A 16,690-nucleotide genomic window follows, 5' to 3' on the forward strand; every position below is an offset into this window, starting at 1 on the left:
TCAAGCGCGGGCGGTGGGCTCGGGCACTTCGTCGGCTTCCTCGGAGTTCTCCGGCACGGCGGCCGGGCGGCGGCGCTGTGGGGCCAGCGCGGCCGCCAGGACCGCGAGCATGCCCAGCGCCTCCGGCCAGCTCGGGCGGTGGCCGTAGAACGCGATGTCGACCACGACCGCGACCACCGGGTACAGGTAGGACAGCAACGCCACCGTCGTCGTGGGCAGCTTGCCGATGCTCGCGTACATCAGCACGTACATCAGGGCCGTGTGCACCGTGCCCAGCAGCACCAGCCAGAGCAGCCCCGACGTCGTCGACGGCAGCGGCGTGATCAGCAGCACCGGTGCCAGCACCAGCGCGCCCACCGTCGTCTGGACGGCGGCCAGCAGGTGCGGGCGGATGTGCTTCAGCTGCTTCGCGACGAAGGACGCTCCGGCGTACAGCACCGCCGCGCCGAGGGCCAGCGCGATCCCGGCCGGCTGCACCGGATTGCCGCCCTCGCCGTGCGCGGACAACGAGATCAACGCCACCCCGGCGAACGCGATGCCGGCCCGGGCCAGGTGGCTCTTGGCGACCTTCTCGCCGAGGAACGCCGCCGCCAGGCCGACCAGGATCAGCGGCTGCGTGTGGTACACCACCGTGCTGACCGAGATCGACGACAGCGCGTACGAGGCGAACAGCAGCACCCAGTTGCCGACCAGGAACAGCCCACCCAGCACGGCCAGCCCGAGGTCGCGGCGGGACGGCCGCCAGGCCTGCAGCCAGCCGCGCGAAAGGCACCAGAGCACCAGCAGGGTGCCTCCGACGAAGCAGCGGGCGAAGGCCACCGCGGGCGCGGCCGCGCCGCTCTCGAGGACGACCGCGCCGATCGTGCCGGACATCGCCATCGCCGCGGACCACTGGAGCAGCGGGCGCGTTTCGGAGTTCGTCATGCCGACCAGGTTCGTCCCGTCCGGCACCGCCGACCAGTGTCAGAGATGACAACCACCGCAAAACTTGTGACACACTGACCGGCATGGACGTCAACCGGGTCGCCGTGGTGCTCGCGGACCGCGTTTCGCCGTTCGAGCTGGGCGTCGCGTGCGAGGTGTTCGGCACCGACCGCAGTGCCGACGGCATCGAGGGCTGGGACTTCGCCGTCTGCTCCCCCGCCGGGGCGGCGGTGGAGAGCTGGTCGGGGTTCGGGCTGTCCGGCTTGCGGAACCTGGACTTCGCGGCGTCGGCGGACCTGCTGATCGTGCCGACGTGCGCGCCGCGGACCGCACCTCCGCCCGCACCGGTGCTGGAGGTCCTGCGCGACGCGGCCGGGCGCGGCGCGTGGGTGGCGGGGTTCTGCGCGGGCGTGTTCAGCCTCGGCTACGCGGGCCTGCTCGACGGCCGCCGCTGCACGGTCCACTGGGTGTACGAGGCGGAGTTCCGGCAGCGGTTCCCGGCCGCCGAGGTGGACCCGCAGGCGCTCTACGCCGACGACGGCGGCATCCTGACCAGCGCGGGCACCGTCGCGGCGGTCGACCTGTGCCTGCACCTGGTCCGCCGGCTGCGCGGCGTCGCGGCGGCCACGACGCTGGCCCGGCGGATGGTGGCGGCCCCGCACCGCGCCGGCGGCCAGGCCCAGTTCGTGCAGGCGCCCGTCCCGGCGACGGCGGCGGGCGACGACGCCGTCGTCGCGGAGGCCCTGGAGTGGGTGGAGCGGCGGCTGGACCAGCCGTTCACCGTGGCCGAGCTGGCCCGCCGCAGCGGCCTCGGCGAGCGGACGTTCCTGCGCCGCTTCTCGGCGGCGACCGGCACCACCCCGCACCGCTGGCTGACCGAGCGGCGGCTGGACCGGGCCCAGGCCCTGCTGGAGGAGGGCCGCTTGTCGGTGGAGGACATCGCGACGGCGTGCGGCTACGCGTCGGCGGCCGCGCTGCGCCACCAGTTCAGCCGCCTGCGTGGGACGAGCCCCTCGTCCTACCGGACGGCGTTCCGCGGCTGAGCACCCGGCAGAAACGAAACCGGCCGCCACACGAATGTGGCGGCCGGTCCGAACGGAGCGAACTCAGTCGTGCGACGGGCCCGTGTGGTACTCGAACACCAGGCCGCCGATCGTGATGAGCAGCGCGACCAGGGCGATGACGAGCAGCCAGATGTGGAAGAACGCCAGCGCCAAGGCAGCGAGCGCGGCGGTGGCCGCCATGCCGATCGGCCAGTAGCTGCCCGGGCTGAAGAAGCCCAGCTCGCCCGCGCCGTCGCTGATCTCGGCGTCCTCCCGGTCCTCCGGGCGGGGCTCGATGCGGCGGGCGACGAACTGCATGTAGCTGCCGGCCAGGAACGCGAGGCCACCGGTGAGGAACAGCGCGACGATGCCCACCGGCTCGGCACCGTGGGTCGCGGACAGCGCGGTCCACAGCCAGTAGACCCCCGCCATGAACACGGCGAAGATCGCCACGATGAAGAAGATGCGGGCTTCGACCTTCATGGGTCTTTCCTACTCCCTGTATCCGCTTTGGGGGGCCCGGGTGGCGGAGCCCCCGGCCCGGGGGCGAAGCCCCGGATGTCACTGCCTGAGCCGTCAGTTGGACGCGGTCCGCGCCGTGCGGTCGGTGTTGAACGGCTGGGTGGTCACCGCGTGCGGGGTGCACAGCTCGCCGCAGTTCATCTTCGCCAGCGCTTCGGCCGCGGTGAACGTCTGGCCGGTGGCCGGGTTCACCTGCTTGCGCAGCGCGATGTACTGGTCGAACTTGTCCGCCGACAGCGCGCGTACCTCGAAGTTCATCACCGAGTGGTACGTGCCGCACAGTTCCGCGCACCGGCCGACGAAGGAGCCTTCGCGGTCGATCTTGTTCTGGAAGGAACTGTCCTGGTTGTTCTTCTCCGGGTTCGGGAAGACGTCCCGCTTGAAGTTGAACTCCGGCACCCAGAAGGAGTGGATGACGTCGGTGGAGACCAGGTCGTACTGGATGGTCTTGCCGACCGGGAGCACCAGCAGCGGGATCTCGCCGGACGAGCCGACCGTGCTGACCTGGCCGCTGCCGTCGGGCTTGGCCGCGTTGGCGTCCTCGTACTTGAACTCCCAGTTCCACTGGAAGGCCACGACCTGGACCTTGACGTCCGGGTTGGGCACCTTGTCCAGGACCTTCGACTCCGTCGTCGCGGTGAAGAAGAACAGGACGCAGACCATGATCGTCGGGACGACGACCGTGAACAGCTCGAGCGGGATGTTGTACTGGAACTGCCGGGGCAGCTCCTCCGGCTCGCCGTCGACCGTCTTCTTCTTGCGGTGGAACGTCGCGGTCCAGAAGATCAGGCCCCACACGATGACCCCGACGACCAGCGCGGCCACCACGGCCCAGGTCCACAGGTTGCGCATCTGGTTCGCCTGCTCGGTGACCCCGACGGGCCAGCCGAACCGCAGGATCTCGTCGCCGGAGCAGCCCGTCGCGGTCAGCGCGACCAGCACGGCCAACGCGGCGACGCGCACGGTCCGCTTCCCCAGGGTGCGCTCGGGTTGTCCCACTGCGCCTCGCCCTTTCACCCAGAGCCTCCTACGACCGATCTTTGTGACAGCCGGACTCTAGCCGAGTTGGCCCATCCCGCTGACCAAGGGGTAACCATCGACGCGCGTGTTACTCGCCACCACCCGCCCGGCATACTGGGCTCTTCCCCAGCCCCGTGTGAACTCCGAAGGTGTGTGAGTACCCGTGTGCGGCCTGCTTGGACTGATCTGCGCGACCGAGACCGGCGCGGCGAACGCGCGTGACGCCGTCGGCGCGGCCATGCGCTGCCAGCGCCACCGCGGCCCCGACGAGCAGGACACCTGGGCCGACGCCGAGGTCGTCTACGGCTTCAACCGGCTCGCCTTCATCGACGTCGAGCACGCGCACCAGCCGCTGGTCTGGGGCCCGCCGGAAGCGCCCGGCCGCTACACGATGAACTTCAACGGGGAGATCTACAACTACCTGGAGCTGCGCGCGGAGCTCGCCGAGCAGCACGGCGCGAAGTTCGAAACCGAGGGCGACGGCGAGGCCATCGTCGCCGGTTTCCACTACCTCGGCGCCGACTGGGTCAAGCGCCTGCGCGGCATGTTCGCCTTCATGATCTGGGACTCGCAGGAGAAGCGGGTCTTCGGCGCGCGTGACCCGTTCGGGATCAAGCCGCTGTTCTACTCGGCCGGCCCCGGCGGCGTGGCGTTCTCCAGCGAGAAGAAGAGTCTGCTGGAGCTGTCGGACGTCCTCGGCGTCGCGCAGGAGCTGGACCGGAAGGCCCTCCAGCACTACCTGGTCCTGCAGTACGTGCCGGAGCCCGAGTCGCTGCACACGGCGATCCGGCGCGTCGAGTCCGGCACCTCGTTCGAGGTGGTGCCCGGCGGTGAGGTGAAGTTCACCCGCTACTTCCACCCGCAGTTCAGCGCGAAGCCGGTGAACGGGCCCGCCGAGGCCGAAGAGCTGTACCAGCGGATCGCCGATGTGATGCGCGACTCGGTCGGCAAGCACATGATCTCCGACCCGGACGTCACCGTCGGCGCGTTCCTCTCCGGCGGCATCGACTCCACGGCCACCGCCACGCTGGCCAAGGAGCACAACCCGAATCTGATCGCGTTCACCACCGGGTTCGAGCGCGAGGGCTACTCCGAGGTCGACGTCGCCGCCGAGTCGGCCGCCGCGATCGGCGTCAAGCACGTGGTCCGCACGGTGTCGGCGGACGAGATGATGGAGGTCCTGCCGCTCATCGTCTGGTACCTCGACGACCCGGTGGCCGACCCGGCGCTGGTCCCGCTGTGGTTCATCGCCCGCGAGGCCCGCAAGCACGTCAAGGCGGTGCTGTCCGGCGAAGGCGCGGACGAGCTGTTCGGCGGCTACACGATCTACAACGAGCCGATTTCGCTGGCGCCGTTCGAGAAGATCCCGGGCGGCATGCGGAAGCTGATCGGCAAGGTGTCGACGAAGATCCCCGAGGGCACCCGCGGCAAGGACCTGCTGCGCCGCGGCGCGCTGCCGCTGGAGGACCGCTACTACGGCAACGCCCGCAACTTCCGCGACGACCAGCTGCGGAACGTTTTGAAGACCTACCAGGAAGGCGTGGGCTTCAAGGACGTCACGGCGCCCTGGTACGACGTCTCGCGCGGCTGGGACCCGGTGGCCCGCATGCAGCACGTGGACCTCTACACGTGGCTGCGCGGCGACATCCTGGTCAAGGCCGACAAGGTGACCATGGCGAACTCGCTGGAGCTGCGGGTGCCGTTCCTCGACGCCGAGGTGTTCAAGGTCGCGGCGTCGATCCCGCTGGACCAGAAGCTCGCCCACGGCACGACGAAGTACGCGCTGCGCCAGGCCCTGGCCAAGATCATCCCGGCGCACGTGCTGAACCGCCGCAAGCTGGGCTTCCCGGTGCCGATCCGGCTGTGGCTGCGCAACGAGATGTACGACTGGGCCCGCGGGATCATCAGCGATTCGAAGACCGAGGAGCTGCTCGACAAGACGGCGATCCTGGCACTGCTGGAGGAGCACAGGGCGGGCCAGCTGGACCGCAGCCGCCAGCTGTGGGCGCTGATCGTGTTCATGCTGTGGCACGGGATCTTCGTCGAGCACCGGATCAAGCCGGAGATCCCGGAGCCGGTGTACCCGGTCAAGCTCTGAGGCTCGTGTGACGAAGGGCCCGCACCGGTTCGGTGCGGGCCCTTCGTCACATCCGGGGCTCAGGCGGCGGGCAGGACCGCCGAGATCTCGTCCGCCGCGTCCGGGCCGAACGCCTCGCCGATGCGGGCCAGTGCCTCCGCGCGGTCGAACGTCCACTCCTGGGTGCCGACCGTCTCCAGGACCAGCACCGCGATCAGCGAACCCAGCTGGGCCGCGCGCTCGACGCCGAGGCCGCCGTCGAGGCCGGCCAGGAAGCCCGCGCGGAAGCCGTCGCCGACACCCGTCGGGTCCGCCTTCAGCCGCTCGGGGACCGCGCCGATCTGCAGGGCGATGCCCTCCTTGCCGACGATCTCGACGCCCTTCTCGCCCAGCGTCGTGATCCGCAGGCCGACCTGGTCGAGGACGTCGGCCTCGGTCCAGCCGGTCTTCTGGAGCAGCAGTTCCCACTCGTAGTCGTTGCTGAACAGGTACTTCGCGCCGGCGACGAACGCGCGCGCCTGCTCGCCGGTCATCCGGGCCAGCTGCTGCGAGGGGTCGACGGCGAACTCGTACCCGCGCTGACGGCACTCCGCGGCGTGGCGGATCATGCCCTCGGGGTCGTCCGGGCTGATCAGCACCAGGCTCAGCCCGCCGGCGCGCTCGGCGATCGGCAGCAGCTCGATGTTGCGGGACTCGGCCATCGCGCCGGCGTAGAACGTCGCGATCTGGCAGAGGTCCTCGTCGGTGGTGCAGACGAACCGCGCGGTGTGCGCGACCTCGGACACGTGCACGCCCGAGGTGTCCACACCGTGCCGCTCCAGCCAGGAGCGGTAGTCGGCGAAGTCGGCGCCGACCGCACCCACGAGGACCGGCTGGACGCCGAGCACCCCGAGGCCGAAGGCGATGTTCGCGCCGATCCCGCCCCGCCGGACCACGAGGTCGTCGGCAAGGAAGCTCAGCGAGACCCGGTGCAGCTGCTCCGCGACCAGCTGCTCGGCGAACCTGCCCGGGAAGTGCATGAGGTGGTCGGTCGCGATACTGCCGGACACCGCGATCCTGGCCCTGTCTGCCACCGGCTGCTCCTTCGTGTTCGACCTCACGGCAAAAGGCGCGAAGTTACCCCCGGGTCATGACCCATCCGGGTAGTTCGCGCGTACCCCGCCGACACTACCGGCTGGTACTCCTTTTCCGGTCGAGAGCGGATCAATAGCGTGACGAATCGTGAACGCCGTCACCGAACCCGAGACCCTGTCCGAGCTGATCGCCGACTGCGCCTTCATCCCGGCGACGCTCCAGGCCGAAAGCCTTCGGCTCGCCCCCGTCACGGCCGAGCCGTGGCAGGTCGACGAGGCGTGCCACGCCCAGGTGGCCGAACTCGACGCGTACGTCTAGATCCGCAGCCACGCAGAAGGCCCCGCCTCCCTCCTGGGGAGACGGGGCCTTCTTCACGCGTCGCTCAGTGGAACGAATCGCCACAGGCGCAGGAGCCGGTGGCGTTCGGGTTGTCGATCGTGAAGCCCTGCTTCTCGATCGTGTCCACGAAGTCGATGACGGCTTCCGACACGTACGGCGCGCTCATCCGGTCGACGGCGACCTTCAGGCCGTCGAAGTCGCGGAACAGGTCGCCGTCGAGCGTGCGCTCGTCGAAGAACAGCTGGTAACGCAGGCCGGCGCAGCCACCGGGCTGGACGGCGATGCGCAGGTGCATGTCGTCGCGGCCCTCCTGCTCGAGCAGGGCCTTCGCCTTGGAAGCCGCGGCGTCGGTCAACGTGACGCCGTGGGTCTCCTCGGCGGTCTCGGCCTGCGTCGCGCCGGCGTGCTCAGCGGTCGTCATGGCACTCCTCATCAAAGTCGAACTCGCTGCGGATACTCCTCGTGCTGACGTGTTCAACACCGGGGGCGTCCGATCTGTTCCCCCACCATGGTCGCACATGGATCGACCTGGTGAACGGCGGCGTGACGCCTGCAATACCCTGGTGAGGTGAGGTTCCTGCGCCGAAGCACCACAGACACCGCCGCCGAAGAGCCGGAGACGGGCGAAGCCGTCGAGGTCGCCGGCAAGGCGTACACGCCCGGGAAGGGCAAGGCGACGCCGAAGCGCCGCGACGCCGAAGCGAAGCGGCGCGGCCCGGTGGCGCCGCCGCCCACCACCATGCGCGAGGCGATGAAGCGCAACAAAGAGCTGCGCAAGGCGAACCCCCAGACCAAGGAGGACCGCCGCGCGGCCGCGAAGGCCCGCCGCGACGCGATGATGCGCGGCGACGACAGCGCCCTGCTCCCGCGCGACCGCGGGCCGGTCAAGCGGTACGTCCGCGACCTGGTCGACAGCCGGCGCAACCTGCTGGGCCTGTTCATGCCGCTGGCGATCGTGGTCTTCCTCGCACTGCTGGTGCCACTGCCCCAGGTGCAGTCGTACATCACGCTGCTGTGCACGGCGTTGCTGCTGGTGATGGCGATCGAGGGCTTCGTGAACGGCCGCAAGATCGCGAAGCTGGTGCGGGAGAAGTTCCCCAAGGAAGCGGTGAACGGCCGGTCGATCGGCTGGTACGCGTTCGTCCGGGCGTCCCAGATCCGCCGGCTGCGGATGCCGAAGCCGCGGTTGAAGCCGGGCGACCCGATCCCGGACTGAGCGGGTTTCGAGAAGCCGGGTCGAGCGAGCCTCGACCCGGCTTTTCGCTGTCCGCGGCCCGGCCACCGAGACCGGAGTCACCCCAGGTCGTTAGCAAAGCAAACGATTACCGCCTAAGCTCGACGGCATGGAGTTTCGTCGTCTCGGCCGCAGTGGCCTCAACGTCAGTGAGATCTCGTACGGGAACTGGCTCACCCACGGTTCCCAGGTCGAGGAGGACCAGGCGCACGCCTGCATCCAGGCCGCCCTCGACGCCGGCATCACCACCTTCGACACCGCCGACGCCTACGCCAACACCGCCGCCGAGTCGGTGCTCGGGCGCGGTCTCAAGGGGCAGCGGCGGGAGAGCCTGGAGATCTTCACCAAGGTCTTCTGGCCCACCGGTCCCAAGGGCCCCAACGACCGCGGCCTGTCCCGCAAGCACATCACGGAGTCGGCGCACGCCAGCCTGAAGCGGCTCGGCACCGACTACGTCGACCTCTACCAGGCGCACCGCTTCGACCGGCACACCCCGCTCGAAGAAACCATGCTCGCCTTCGCCGACCTCGTGCGCCAGGGCAAGGTGCTCTACGTCGGCGTCTCCGAGTGGACCGCCGAGCAGATCTCCCGCGGTGCCGCCCTCGCCCGCGAGCTGCACGTCCCGCTCGTGTCGAACCAGCCGCAGTACAACATGCTCTGGCGGGTCATCGAAGAGCAGGTCATCCCGGCCTCCGAGCGCGAAGGCCTGAGCCAGATCGTCTGGTCGCCGATCGCGCAGGGCGTCCTGACCGGCAAGTACAAGCCCGGCCAGGCCTACCCCGAAGGCTCGCGCGCCACCGACGAAAAGGGCGGCGCCGACATGGTCGCCCGCTTCCTCGACGAAGACGTGCTCGAGCGCGTCGCCCGGCTGGAACCGCTCGCCGAGGACGCCGGCCTGAGCCTCGCGCAGCTGGCCGTCGCGTGGGTGCTGCAGAACCCGAACGTCGCCTCGGCCATCATCGGCGCTTCGCGGCCGGAGCAGGTGCACGAGAACGTCAAGGCCGCGGGCAAGAAGCTCGACGCCGACCTGCTGACCGCCATCGACGACGTCCTCGGCGACGTCGTCGAGCGCGACGCGAGCCTGACGAAGAGCCCCTAGTCCCGGAGTGTTCCGGCCTGGTCGATCCGGCCCTGGAACGGCACCCCGAGGTCGAACGCGTCCTCGGGGGCCATCCGGGGCTCCAGGCCGAACCCGCGCAGCAGGCGGCCGGCGCCGGCCAGGCGGTCGCCGCCGCGCCCGGGCACGCGCGAGGGCGTCAGACCGCGCGCGACCAGCAGGCTTTCGACGTCGTCGATCAGCCGGTACGGGTCGTACTCACCCACGGACCCAGGTCTTCCCGGTGATCCGCTCGTAGACCTCGGTGTAGCGCTGCCGCGTCTGCTCGACGATGTCCGCGGGGATCTCCGGTCCGGGCGGGGTCTGGTCCCAGCCCGTCGACCGCGACCAGTCGCGCACGAACTGCTTGTCGAACGCGTGCTGCGGACGGCCCGGCTCCCACTCGTCGGCCGGCCAGAACCGCGACGAGTCCGACGTCAGGACCTCGTCGCCCAGGGTCAGCGTGCCGTCGGCGTCGAAGCCGAACTCCAGCTTCGTGTCCGCGATGATGACGCCGTGGGCAGCCGCGTGCTCGGCGCCCTTCGTGTAGATCTCCAGCGTCAGCTCGCGAAGCCGTTTCGCGGTGTCCTCGCCGATCTCGTTCAGGACCTCCTCGAAGGTCATGAACTCGTCGTGGCCGGTGTCGGACTCCTTGGTCGTCGGCGTGAAGATCGGCTCCGGCAGCTTGTCGCCCTCGACCAGCCCGGGCGGCAGCGCGACGCCGGAGATCTCGCCGTCGCGCCGGTATTCGCGCAGGCCCAGACCGGCGAGGTAGCCGCGGGCGATGCACTCGACCTTGACCATCTTAAGCGGCTTGCAGCGCATCGCGCGTCCGGCGAACTGTTCCGGCACGTCGGTGGTCGACACGACGTGGTTCGGGACGACGCCGGCCATCCGGTCGAACCACCACGCGGAGAGCTGGTTGAGCAGCTTGCCCTTGTCCGGGATCGGCGTCGGCAGCGAGACGTCGTAGACCGAGACGCGGTCGGACGCGACCAGCAGGATGTCCCCGCCGTCGAGTTCGTACAGGTCACGGACCTTGCCCGCGTGGATGTGCTTCATTCGCCGTCCTCAGTCGTGTACTCGTAGAAAACCCAGTGGTCGGGCAAGGCGGCGGACTCACCGTACTCGACGACCGTCCCGTCGGCCGCCAGGAAGGTGCTCCGGCCGAGCAGCACCGGCGACCCGGCGGGCAGCCCCAGCTCGGTCGCCTCCTCCTCGCCCGCGCGGCCCGCCGCGTGCCGTTCCTGCGTCGTCGCGATCTTCGTGCCGAGCCGCGCGGCCGCGTGGGCCGCGGTGCCCTCGACGATCCGCTCCGCCACCAGCAGCGCCGGCGCCTTCGCCGACAGCGTGCCGTCGAACCACGACGTCGACGTCGACAGCGGCCGCGAGTCGGGACCGTACGTGGTGCGACGGCGCTTGATCACCGGAGCGCCCTCGTCCAGGCCGAGTGCGGCCGCGGCGCGTTCCGGCGCGGGCTCGAGGGCCGCCGAGCGGATCACGGCGTAGTGGCCCGGCGGGTAGATCCGGCCCGTTTTCGCCGAGGCGGCGCTGCGGTCGCGGGCCGTGCGGTGCAGGCCGCCGCGGTCGACGACCGTGCCGACGCCGCGCACGGGCCGCACCAGGCCCTGCGAGCGCAGCGTGGCCAGCACCTTGGTGGCCGTCGCCATGGCGACGGTCCAGGTGCGCGCTATCTCGCGGGCGGACGGCACCGCATCGCCCTCCTGCAGGCGGCCGGACAGGATGTCGTCACGGATCCGGCCCGCGATTTGCAGGTACGGCGGCTCAGGGCGATCCAGGGTGGGCAAGGCGGCTCCTCACAGGGACAACACGCACAAGTGTTCTAGCACGCCGGGGGGTGTCCCACAAAGGCCTGTTCAGAACCACCCAGGTGTACTAGTACACGCACTGGACTGTGCTCTAGTGCGCAAGTTACCCTCGAAAGTGTGTCCCCGACCACACCGCACGCCGGCTCCAGCGGCCAGGGCCTCGAGGAACTCCTCGAGGAACTCCGGCGCCGCAACTGGGTGCTGCACCTGTTCGGCGGCCGCGAGGCGCCGGAGCTCTACGCGGCCGTGCACCGCTGGCCCACCTGCGCGGACGTCATCATCCTCCGCGACGAGCACCGGGCCAGCGCCTACCGGGTACCGACCTTCCCGGGCACGGACGTGTTCAGCCCGCGGGTGGTCACCTGGCAGTACCACGCCACCCCGGTCTGGACGCTGCGGGCGGTGCTCACCCTGGCGGAGCCCGGCACCCCGGGCGCGCCGCTGCAGGCACTCCGGCCACAGCCGGACTGCGGGATCCCGCGCGAACTGCGGCGGGACGTCACCATCCGGCCGACCGGGACGCCCCGGGACGGAGACGACGGCGGCGGCCCGCCCGCGTGCGCTTAACGGGCGAGCAGCCGCTCCGCGACGACGAGGTCGTGGGGGTAGGTGATCTTGAGGTTCTCGGGCGCACCGGGGACCCAGCGGATCGGCAGGGAGGAGAACCGCTCCATGCACGAGGAAGTGTCCGTCCCGACGAAGCCTTCGCGCTGGGCCTTCTCGTAGGCCTCGAGCAGCGGTCCGGCCCGGAAGCCCTGAGGCGTCTGGACACGGATCGCGCCGGGCACCTGGGCGACCAGGTGCCCGGCATCCACCTCGACGACGTCGTCCGCGGAAAGGCCCGGCACAGCCCCCCCGTCCTCGCGTGTCCGGGCCAGCACCGCACCGACCAGTTCGGGGTGGACCAGCGGCCGGGCCGCGTCGTGCAGCAGCACGGCGTCGACCCGGCCGCCGGTGATTCGCGGGGCGAGGTGGCGCAGCGCGTTCAGTTCGGACGCCTGGCGCGTGTCGCCGCCGTACACGATTTCCACGCCGTCGCCGGCCACTTCGTCGGCGAGCTCCCGGTCCTGCGGCCGGATGACCAGCACCAGCACGCCGATGCCGGGCACCCCGCGGAAGGCGTCGAGCGACCAGGCGGCCACGCGCCGGCCGGCGAGCGGCAGGTAGACCTTGTTCAGCTTCGCGCCGACGCGGGTCCCCGCGCCACTGGCCAGCACCACCGCGGCCGCCGTCGTCTCCACGAGCCGCGAGACTACCGGCCACCCGTTCCCGGTAAGTTGGGCCGCAGCGTTGCCCGTGGCAGCGTGGAAACCGGGGCTCCGCCCCGGGCCGGGGGCTCCGCCACCCGGACCCCCCCAAGAATCGAAGGGCCTGGTGTGGAGCCGGACAACATCGAGTTCCCCGAGATCACCCCGCCCGACGACCACGCCCGGTCCGATGCGATCGCGCTGCACGACAAGCTGGTCAAGCCCGCCGGTTCGCTCGGGCGGCTCGAGGAGCTGGGCGTCTGGATCGCGGCCTGCCAGGGGCAGTCGCCGCCGCGGCCGTTCACGCGCCCGCGGGTGATCGTGTTCGCCGGCGACCACGGGATCGCCGCGAAGGGCGTTTCCGCCTATCCCGCCGAGGTCACCGGGCAGCTGCTCGGCACGATGCTCACCGGCGGGGCCGCGATCAACGTCCTGGCCGCGGCCGCGGGCGCGAGCGTCCGCGTGGTCGACATGGCGGTGGACACCGAAGCACCCGCCACGCGGGCGATCGGCGAGTTCAAGGTCCGCCGCGGCTCCGGGTCCATCGACGTCGAAGACGCCTTGACCGCCGACGAGGTGCAGAAGGCCGTCCGGGCCGGGATCGCCGTCGCCGACGCCGAGGTCGACGGCGGGGCCGACCTGCTCATCCCCGGCGACCTCGGGATCGGCAACAGCACGCCGGCGTCGGTGCTGGTGGCCGCGCTGACCGGCAGCGAGCCGGTGGCCGTCGTCGGCCGCGGCTCCGGCATCGACGACAACGCCTGGATGCGCAAGGCCGCCGCCGTGCGCGACGCCCTGCGCCGGGCCCGCGCGGTGCTGGCCGACCCGGTCGGCCTGCTGCGCACCACCGCCGGTGCGGACATCGCCGCGATGGCCGGGTTCCTCGCCCAGGCCGCGGTCCGCCGGACGCCGGTGGTGCTGGACGGCCTGGTCGCCTGCGCCGCGGCGCTCGTCGCCGAGGACCTCGCCCCGGGTGCGCGCCGCTGGTGGGTCGCCGGCCAGCGGACGGCCGAACCGGCGCACGCACTGGCGCTGGAGCACCTGGACCTGGGCCCGCTGCTGGAGCTGGACGTCCGGCTCGGCGAAGGCACCGGCGCGGTGACCGCGCTGCCGCTGCTGATGATGGCCGCCCGCGTCCTCGCCGAAACGGCCACCCACGAGCAGGCCGGCGTCTCCGGCCCGCTGATCGCCGCGCCCGCTTCCTGACGAAGCCGGAAGCGGCCCCCGGCGTACCCGGGGGCCGCTTCGCGAACCGCTCAGCCGAGCTTGACCATCCAGTGGTCGGGGTCGGGCCGAGTGCCCTCCTGGAGCCCCGTCAGCTCTTCGCGCAGCTTCATCGTCAGCTCGCCCGGCTGCCCGTCGGCGATGGTGAACTCGCCGCCCGCGTGCTTCGCGTGCCCGACCGGGGTGATCACCGCGGCGGTGCCGCAGGCGAACGTCTCGGTCAGTTCGCCGGACGCCGAGGCCTTCTCCCACTCGTCGGTGGAGATGCGGCGTTCCTCGACCTTGTACCCGAGCCGGGAAGCCAGCTGCAGCAGCGACTTGCGGGTGACGCCGGGCAGCAGCGACCCGGTCAGCTCGGGCGTGACCACCCGGGCGTTCTCGCCGGAGCCGAAGACGAAGAACAGGTTCATCCCGCCCATCTCCTCGACCCAGCGCCGCTCGACCGCGTCGAGCCACACCACCTGGTCGCAGCCCTTCTCGACGGCCTGCGCCTGCGCCACGAACGACGCGGCGTAGTTGCCGGCGCACTTGGCCGCGCCGGTGCCGCCGGGGGCCGCCCGGACGTACTCGGTCGACAGCCAGACGCTGACCGGCTTCACGCCGCCGGAGAAGTACGAGCCGGCCGGCGAAGCGATGACCGTGTACAGGTAGTCGGCCGCCGGGCTGTTGACGCCGAGCCCGGTGGAGGTCGAGATCATGAACGGCCGCAGGTACAGCGAGTCACCCGGCCGGGTGGGCACCCACCGGTTGTCGACCGCGACGAGCTCGCGCAGCGACTCGATGAAGACGTCCTCGGGCAGCTGCGGCATGGCGAGCCGCTCGGCCGAGTCGCGGAACCGCGCGGCGTTGGCGTCCGGGCGGAACGACGCGATCGAGCCGTCCGGCTGGCGGTAGGCCTTGAGCCCCTCGAAGATGGCCTGGCCGTAGTGCAGCACCGACGTCGCGGGGTCGAGGGTGAACGGGGCGTAGGGGCCGACCTGGGCGTCGTGCCAGCCTTCGGCCTTCGACCACCTGACGGTGACCATGTGGTCGGTGAAGTACGTCCCGAACCCGGGAGCGGCGAGTACCTCCGCGACACGGTCCGCGCTCGCAGGACTCGGGTGCGGGACATGGGCGAACTGTGTCGTGGTCGTCATGGCTAGACGATACCGCTTGCTCGGACGCGCGTTAGTCGGATGTCCATCTGTTCGCCGGTTCGCCGCGCGCGCGGCGCCGGCGTTCTAGGATGCCGTCGTGACCTACCACTCCACTGAGCCGGTCCGCCGGCCGAAGAGCACCGGCGCCGACGTCAAGACCTTCGTCACCGCCGTGCTCCTGACGTTCGGCGTCGGCCTGCTCGGCATGGTCGGCTGGGCCGTGCTGGACAGCGGGTTCGGCGGCTTCCTCGGCCTGGTCGCCGGCGTCTTCGGCGTCGTGTGGTGGCGGAAGATCCACGGCAAGGCGTTCCCGAAGGTGGTGCCGACGAAGTCGGTCGTCATCCTCGCGGTCGTCAACGCCGTGCTCGCGCTGATCCTGATCCTGACCGCGGGCTGAGTTCCGCCGGCAGCTCCGGCGCGGGCCAGCCGGGGTCCGGGCGGAAGTCGGTGTCGGTCCCGTCGAACGGGTAGGCGCCGCGTTCGGCCAGCGCGCCGATCCGCTCGCCCTCCGCGCGCAGCCGGTCGAACTGCTCGAGCGTCAGGCGGCCGACTTCCAGGGCGGCCTCGGCCTCGTCTTCGTCGTCCCAGCGCCAGCGGCCGTCGCGCTCGACGACGACGTCGAGCACGCCGTCGATCCGGTCGACCGCGCCGGGTGTGCGGCCCAGCGGGATCTCCAGGTTGACGTACCAGTTCTTGAACCGGCCTTCGAGGTCGAAGAACCACCAGACCGACGACCACTCGTCCTCGGGGATCCGGCGCAGCGTCGACGCGCCGTGCCACGAGTCCGCGACCGGCACCCGCGGGATGCGGAACCGCTGGTCCAGCGGAGCGTCCCGCATCAGGCGCCCGTCGGCGAGCCGGCTGCCGACGATCGCGGTGCCCGCCGGGATCCAGCCGCGCAGGACGCGGCCGTCGTCTTCGAGGACGCGCAGCGGGTGGACCTGGCCGATCGAGCCGTCGGGGCGGTGGAACCGCTCGGCCACGGTCTCCCCCGGCCGCCAGCGTCGATCACTCACGGGTCCCACTGTACCTGCGCGCGCGTACGCGCAGTAGCAGCTCGATTACGGCCGCCAGCCCCGCGATCACGAGCGCGGGCAGCACCGGCAGCAGCGACGCGGCCGCCGCGGCAGCAGCGAGCCCGGCGAGCCCCGGCAGCCCGGTCCGCGCCCGGACTTCGGTCCCCGCGGCGAACGCGGGCACGACGGTCGCGACCACGGCGACGGCCGTGAGCAGCGGCTGCAGCGCGTCCGCGTCGGCGGCGGAGAGCAGGTCGCGCAGCGAGGTCGGCGACAGCCCGAGCCGGACCGCGCCGAGCTGGTAGAGCGCGGCGAACGCGGCGAGGACGGCCACCGCACCGAGCAGCAGCGCGCGCAGCCCGGCGCGGCCGCGGCCCGCCGGCCGCAGGAACGGCAGCACCAGCACGGCGGCGACCAGCACGCCCGCGAAGTCCGGCGGCCGCAGCCCGTCCGACGTCCCCACCGGCAGCACCGCCACGCACACGGCGACCAGCGCGGCGCCCGCGGCGAGCAGCAGCCCGCCCACGGCCCGGACGACGATCGTCGGGAGCTTCGGGCCGGCGAACCCGGCCCCGGCGACCACCACGGCGAACGCCGCGGCCGCGAGTGCCCGGTGCGCCGGGAAGACGTAGGCACCGAACGCGATCGCGTAGACGGCCACTTCGGCCAGCCGCGCGACGGCGACGGCGACCCGGTCGACCAGGGTGTCCCCCGGTTCCGGCAGGCCGGCCGTCACGCCCGCGGCGATCGCCGCCAGCACCAGCCCGGCCAGGAGCCACCAGCCCGCGCCCGCCGCCCCGGCCGCCAGCGCGACCAGCAGCCCACCGCCCAGCCGCACGCGGCCCTCCCTCGCCCTCTGTTCACCCGTGGTCAGGTCGTCATTAGCATGGCTCACGATCCCGGCCGGGC

The 16,690-nt window shown here is 71.5% G+C and carries 20 protein-coding genes; 8 read left to right on the top strand and 12 right to left on the bottom strand.

The genetic code is table 11. From position 1 onward, the window contains the following. Entirely contained in the window at positions 1-924 is a 924-nt protein-coding gene (locus ACLJOU_RS18750; protein ID WP_410568922.1) for a DMT family transporter, read from the bottom strand. An 83-nt stretch (positions 925-1,007) separates the two neighbouring features. On the opposite strand from ACLJOU_RS18750, the gene ACLJOU_RS18755 reads away from it, so the two are divergent. After that, complete coding sequence (locus ACLJOU_RS18755; protein ID WP_410568923.1) at positions 1,008-1,967, top strand: GlxA family transcriptional regulator; 960 nt, start codon at positions 1,008-1,010, stop codon at positions 1,965-1,967. Positions 1,968-2,030: 63 nt separating this feature from the next. Here the strand turns inward: ACLJOU_RS18755 and ACLJOU_RS18760 are convergent, their stop codons facing one another. Next, positions 2,031-2,450 (bottom strand): cytochrome c oxidase subunit 4, encoded by a 420-nt coding sequence (locus ACLJOU_RS18760; RefSeq protein WP_410568924.1) that lies wholly within the window; start codon positions 2,448-2,450, stop codon positions 2,031-2,033. 93 nt (positions 2,451-2,543) lie between these two features. Then, positions 2,544-3,488 carry a cytochrome c oxidase subunit II gene (locus ACLJOU_RS18765; RefSeq protein WP_410568925.1) on the bottom strand — a complete coding sequence of 315 codons (945 nt, stop codon included), beginning with the start codon at positions 3,486-3,488 and terminating at the stop codon, positions 2,544-2,546. Between the two features lie 184 nt (positions 3,489-3,672). On the opposite strand from ACLJOU_RS18765, the gene asnB reads away from it, so the two are divergent. Beyond that, the gene (asnB, locus tag ACLJOU_RS18770; protein WP_410568926.1) at positions 3,673-5,607 is read left to right on the top strand and encodes an asparagine synthase (glutamine-hydrolyzing); all 1,935 of its coding nucleotides are present in this window, start codon (positions 3,673-3,675) and stop codon (positions 5,605-5,607) included. 59 nt (positions 5,608-5,666) lie between these two features. On the opposite strand, the gene ACLJOU_RS18775 is transcribed toward asnB, so the two are convergent. Continuing rightward, complete coding sequence (locus tag ACLJOU_RS18775) at positions 5,667-6,659, bottom strand: carbohydrate kinase family protein (protein WP_410568927.1); 993 nt, start codon at positions 6,657-6,659, stop codon at positions 5,667-5,669. A gap of 148 nt (positions 6,660-6,807) precedes the next feature. Between ACLJOU_RS18775 and ACLJOU_RS18780 the strand changes: the two genes are divergently transcribed. Continuing rightward, positions 6,808-6,978, top strand: coding sequence for a hypothetical protein (locus ACLJOU_RS18780; protein WP_410568928.1), 171 nt, complete (start codon positions 6,808-6,810; stop codon positions 6,976-6,978). A gap of 64 nt (positions 6,979-7,042) precedes the next feature. Here ACLJOU_RS18780 and ACLJOU_RS18785 read toward each other — a convergent pair whose 3' ends face one another. Continuing rightward, complete coding sequence (locus ACLJOU_RS18785) at positions 7,043-7,420, bottom strand: HesB/IscA family protein (RefSeq protein ID WP_004562664.1); 378 nt, start codon at positions 7,418-7,420, stop codon at positions 7,043-7,045. Positions 7,421-7,567: 147 nt separating this feature from the next. On the opposite strand from ACLJOU_RS18785, the gene ACLJOU_RS18790 reads away from it, so the two are divergent. Beyond that, positions 7,568-8,215 carry a DUF3043 domain-containing protein gene (locus tag ACLJOU_RS18790; RefSeq protein ID WP_410568929.1) on the top strand — a complete coding sequence of 216 codons (648 nt, stop codon included), beginning with the start codon at positions 7,568-7,570 and terminating at the stop codon, positions 8,213-8,215. A 127-nt stretch (positions 8,216-8,342) separates the two neighbouring features. After that, on the top strand, positions 8,343-9,332 hold the full coding sequence (locus ACLJOU_RS18795; protein WP_410568930.1) for an aldo/keto reductase family protein: 990 nt from the start codon (positions 8,343-8,345) through the stop codon (positions 9,330-9,332). Here the strand turns inward: ACLJOU_RS18795 and ACLJOU_RS18800 are convergent. Genes ACLJOU_RS18800 through ACLJOU_RS18810 form a run of 3 tightly spaced genes read right to left on the bottom strand, consistent with a single transcriptional unit; the run spans position 9,329 to position 11,137 of the window. After that, a complete protein-coding gene (locus tag ACLJOU_RS18800) occupies positions 9,329-9,556 on the bottom strand; it encodes a hypothetical protein (RefSeq protein ID WP_410568931.1) in 228 nt (75 codons plus the stop codon). The genes ACLJOU_RS18795 and ACLJOU_RS18800 overlap by 4 nt on opposite strands. Further along, the gene (locus tag ACLJOU_RS18805) at positions 9,549-10,391 is read right to left on the bottom strand and encodes a phosphoribosylaminoimidazolesuccinocarboxamide synthase (protein ID WP_410568932.1); all 843 of its coding nucleotides are present in this window, start codon (positions 10,389-10,391) and stop codon (positions 9,549-9,551) included. Before ACLJOU_RS18805 ends, ACLJOU_RS18800 begins: the two co-directional genes overlap by 8 nt. Beyond that, a complete protein-coding gene (locus ACLJOU_RS18810) occupies positions 10,388-11,137 on the bottom strand; it encodes a GntR family transcriptional regulator (protein ID WP_410568933.1) in 750 nt (249 codons plus the stop codon). Before ACLJOU_RS18810 ends, ACLJOU_RS18805 begins: the two co-directional genes overlap by 4 nt. A 138-nt stretch (positions 11,138-11,275) precedes the next feature. Between ACLJOU_RS18810 and ACLJOU_RS18815 the strand changes: the two genes are divergently transcribed. Then, complete coding sequence (locus ACLJOU_RS18815) at positions 11,276-11,725, top strand: hypothetical protein (protein WP_410568934.1); 450 nt, start codon at positions 11,276-11,278, stop codon at positions 11,723-11,725. Here ACLJOU_RS18815 and ACLJOU_RS18820 read toward each other — a convergent pair. Beyond that, a complete protein-coding gene (locus tag ACLJOU_RS18820) occupies positions 11,722-12,399 on the bottom strand; it encodes a 2-C-methyl-D-erythritol 4-phosphate cytidylyltransferase (RefSeq protein ID WP_410568935.1) in 678 nt (225 codons plus the stop codon). The genes ACLJOU_RS18815 and ACLJOU_RS18820 overlap by 4 nt on opposite strands. Before the next feature lie 135 nt (positions 12,400-12,534). Here ACLJOU_RS18820 and cobT point away from each other — a divergent pair, with 135 nt between their 5' ends. Further along, positions 12,535-13,611 carry a nicotinate-nucleotide--dimethylbenzimidazole phosphoribosyltransferase gene (gene cobT, locus ACLJOU_RS18825; protein ID WP_410568936.1) on the top strand — a complete coding sequence of 359 codons (1,077 nt, stop codon included), beginning with the start codon at positions 12,535-12,537 and terminating at the stop codon, positions 13,609-13,611. Between the two features lie 50 nt (positions 13,612-13,661). On the opposite strand, the gene ACLJOU_RS18830 is transcribed toward cobT, so the two are convergent. Beyond that, the gene (locus ACLJOU_RS18830) at positions 13,662-14,765 is read right to left on the bottom strand and encodes a branched-chain amino acid aminotransferase (RefSeq protein ID WP_410568937.1); all 1,104 of its coding nucleotides are present in this window, start codon (positions 14,763-14,765) and stop codon (positions 13,662-13,664) included. Positions 14,766-14,862: 97 nt separating this feature from the next. Between ACLJOU_RS18830 and ACLJOU_RS18835 the strand changes: the two genes are divergently transcribed. Continuing rightward, a complete protein-coding gene (locus ACLJOU_RS18835) occupies positions 14,863-15,162 on the top strand; it encodes a hypothetical protein (RefSeq protein ID WP_410568938.1) in 300 nt (99 codons plus the stop codon). Here ACLJOU_RS18835 and ACLJOU_RS18840 read toward each other — a convergent pair. Together ACLJOU_RS18840 and ACLJOU_RS18845 are read right to left on the bottom strand one after the other, a co-directional pair. After that, on the bottom strand, positions 15,119-15,781 hold the full coding sequence (locus ACLJOU_RS18840) for a DUF402 domain-containing protein (protein WP_410568939.1): 663 nt from the start codon (positions 15,779-15,781) through the stop codon (positions 15,119-15,121). The two genes, ACLJOU_RS18835 and ACLJOU_RS18840, sit on opposite strands and share 44 nt — an antisense overlap. Then, on the bottom strand, positions 15,774-16,619 hold the full coding sequence (locus ACLJOU_RS18845; RefSeq protein ID WP_410568940.1) for a hypothetical protein: 846 nt from the start codon (positions 16,617-16,619) through the stop codon (positions 15,774-15,776). The genes ACLJOU_RS18840 and ACLJOU_RS18845 overlap by 8 nt, the downstream gene beginning before the upstream one ends. Positions 16,620-16,690: the final 71 nt, after the last annotated feature.

Origin of the sequence: Amycolatopsis sp. cmx-4-61 (assembly GCF_046548775.1) — a bacterium.
In the GTDB taxonomy this organism is placed as follows: Bacteria; Actinomycetota; Actinomycetes; order Mycobacteriales; family Pseudonocardiaceae; genus Amycolatopsis.

What these genes read in the sequence shown, in the direction of transcription:
- ACLJOU_RS18785 (WP_004562664.1), bottom strand. Translation starts at nt 7,420, where the DNA reads ATGACGACCGCTGAGCACGCCGGCGCGACGCAGGCCGAGACCGCCGAG.
- ACLJOU_RS18795 (WP_410568930.1), top strand. Translation starts at nt 8,343, where the DNA reads ATGGAGTTTCGTCGTCTCGGCCGCAGTGGCCTCAACGTCAGTGAGATC.
- ACLJOU_RS18760 (WP_410568924.1), bottom strand. Translation starts at nt 2,450, where the DNA reads ATGAAGGTCGAAGCCCGCATCTTCTTCATCGTGGCGATCTTCGCCGTG.
- ACLJOU_RS18755 (WP_410568923.1), top strand. Translation starts at nt 1,008, where the DNA reads ATGGACGTCAACCGGGTCGCCGTGGTGCTCGCGGACCGCGTTTCGCCG.
- ACLJOU_RS18805 (WP_410568932.1), bottom strand. Translation starts at nt 10,391, where the DNA reads ATGAAGCACATCCACGCGGGCAAGGTCCGTGACCTGTACGAACTCGAC.
- ACLJOU_RS18750 (WP_410568922.1), bottom strand. Translation starts at nt 924, where the DNA reads ATGACGAACTCCGAAACGCGCCCGCTGCTCCAGTGGTCCGCGGCGATG.
- ACLJOU_RS18830 (WP_410568937.1), bottom strand. Translation starts at nt 14,765, where the DNA reads ATGACGACCACGACACAGTTCGCCCATGTCCCGCACCCGAGTCCTGCG.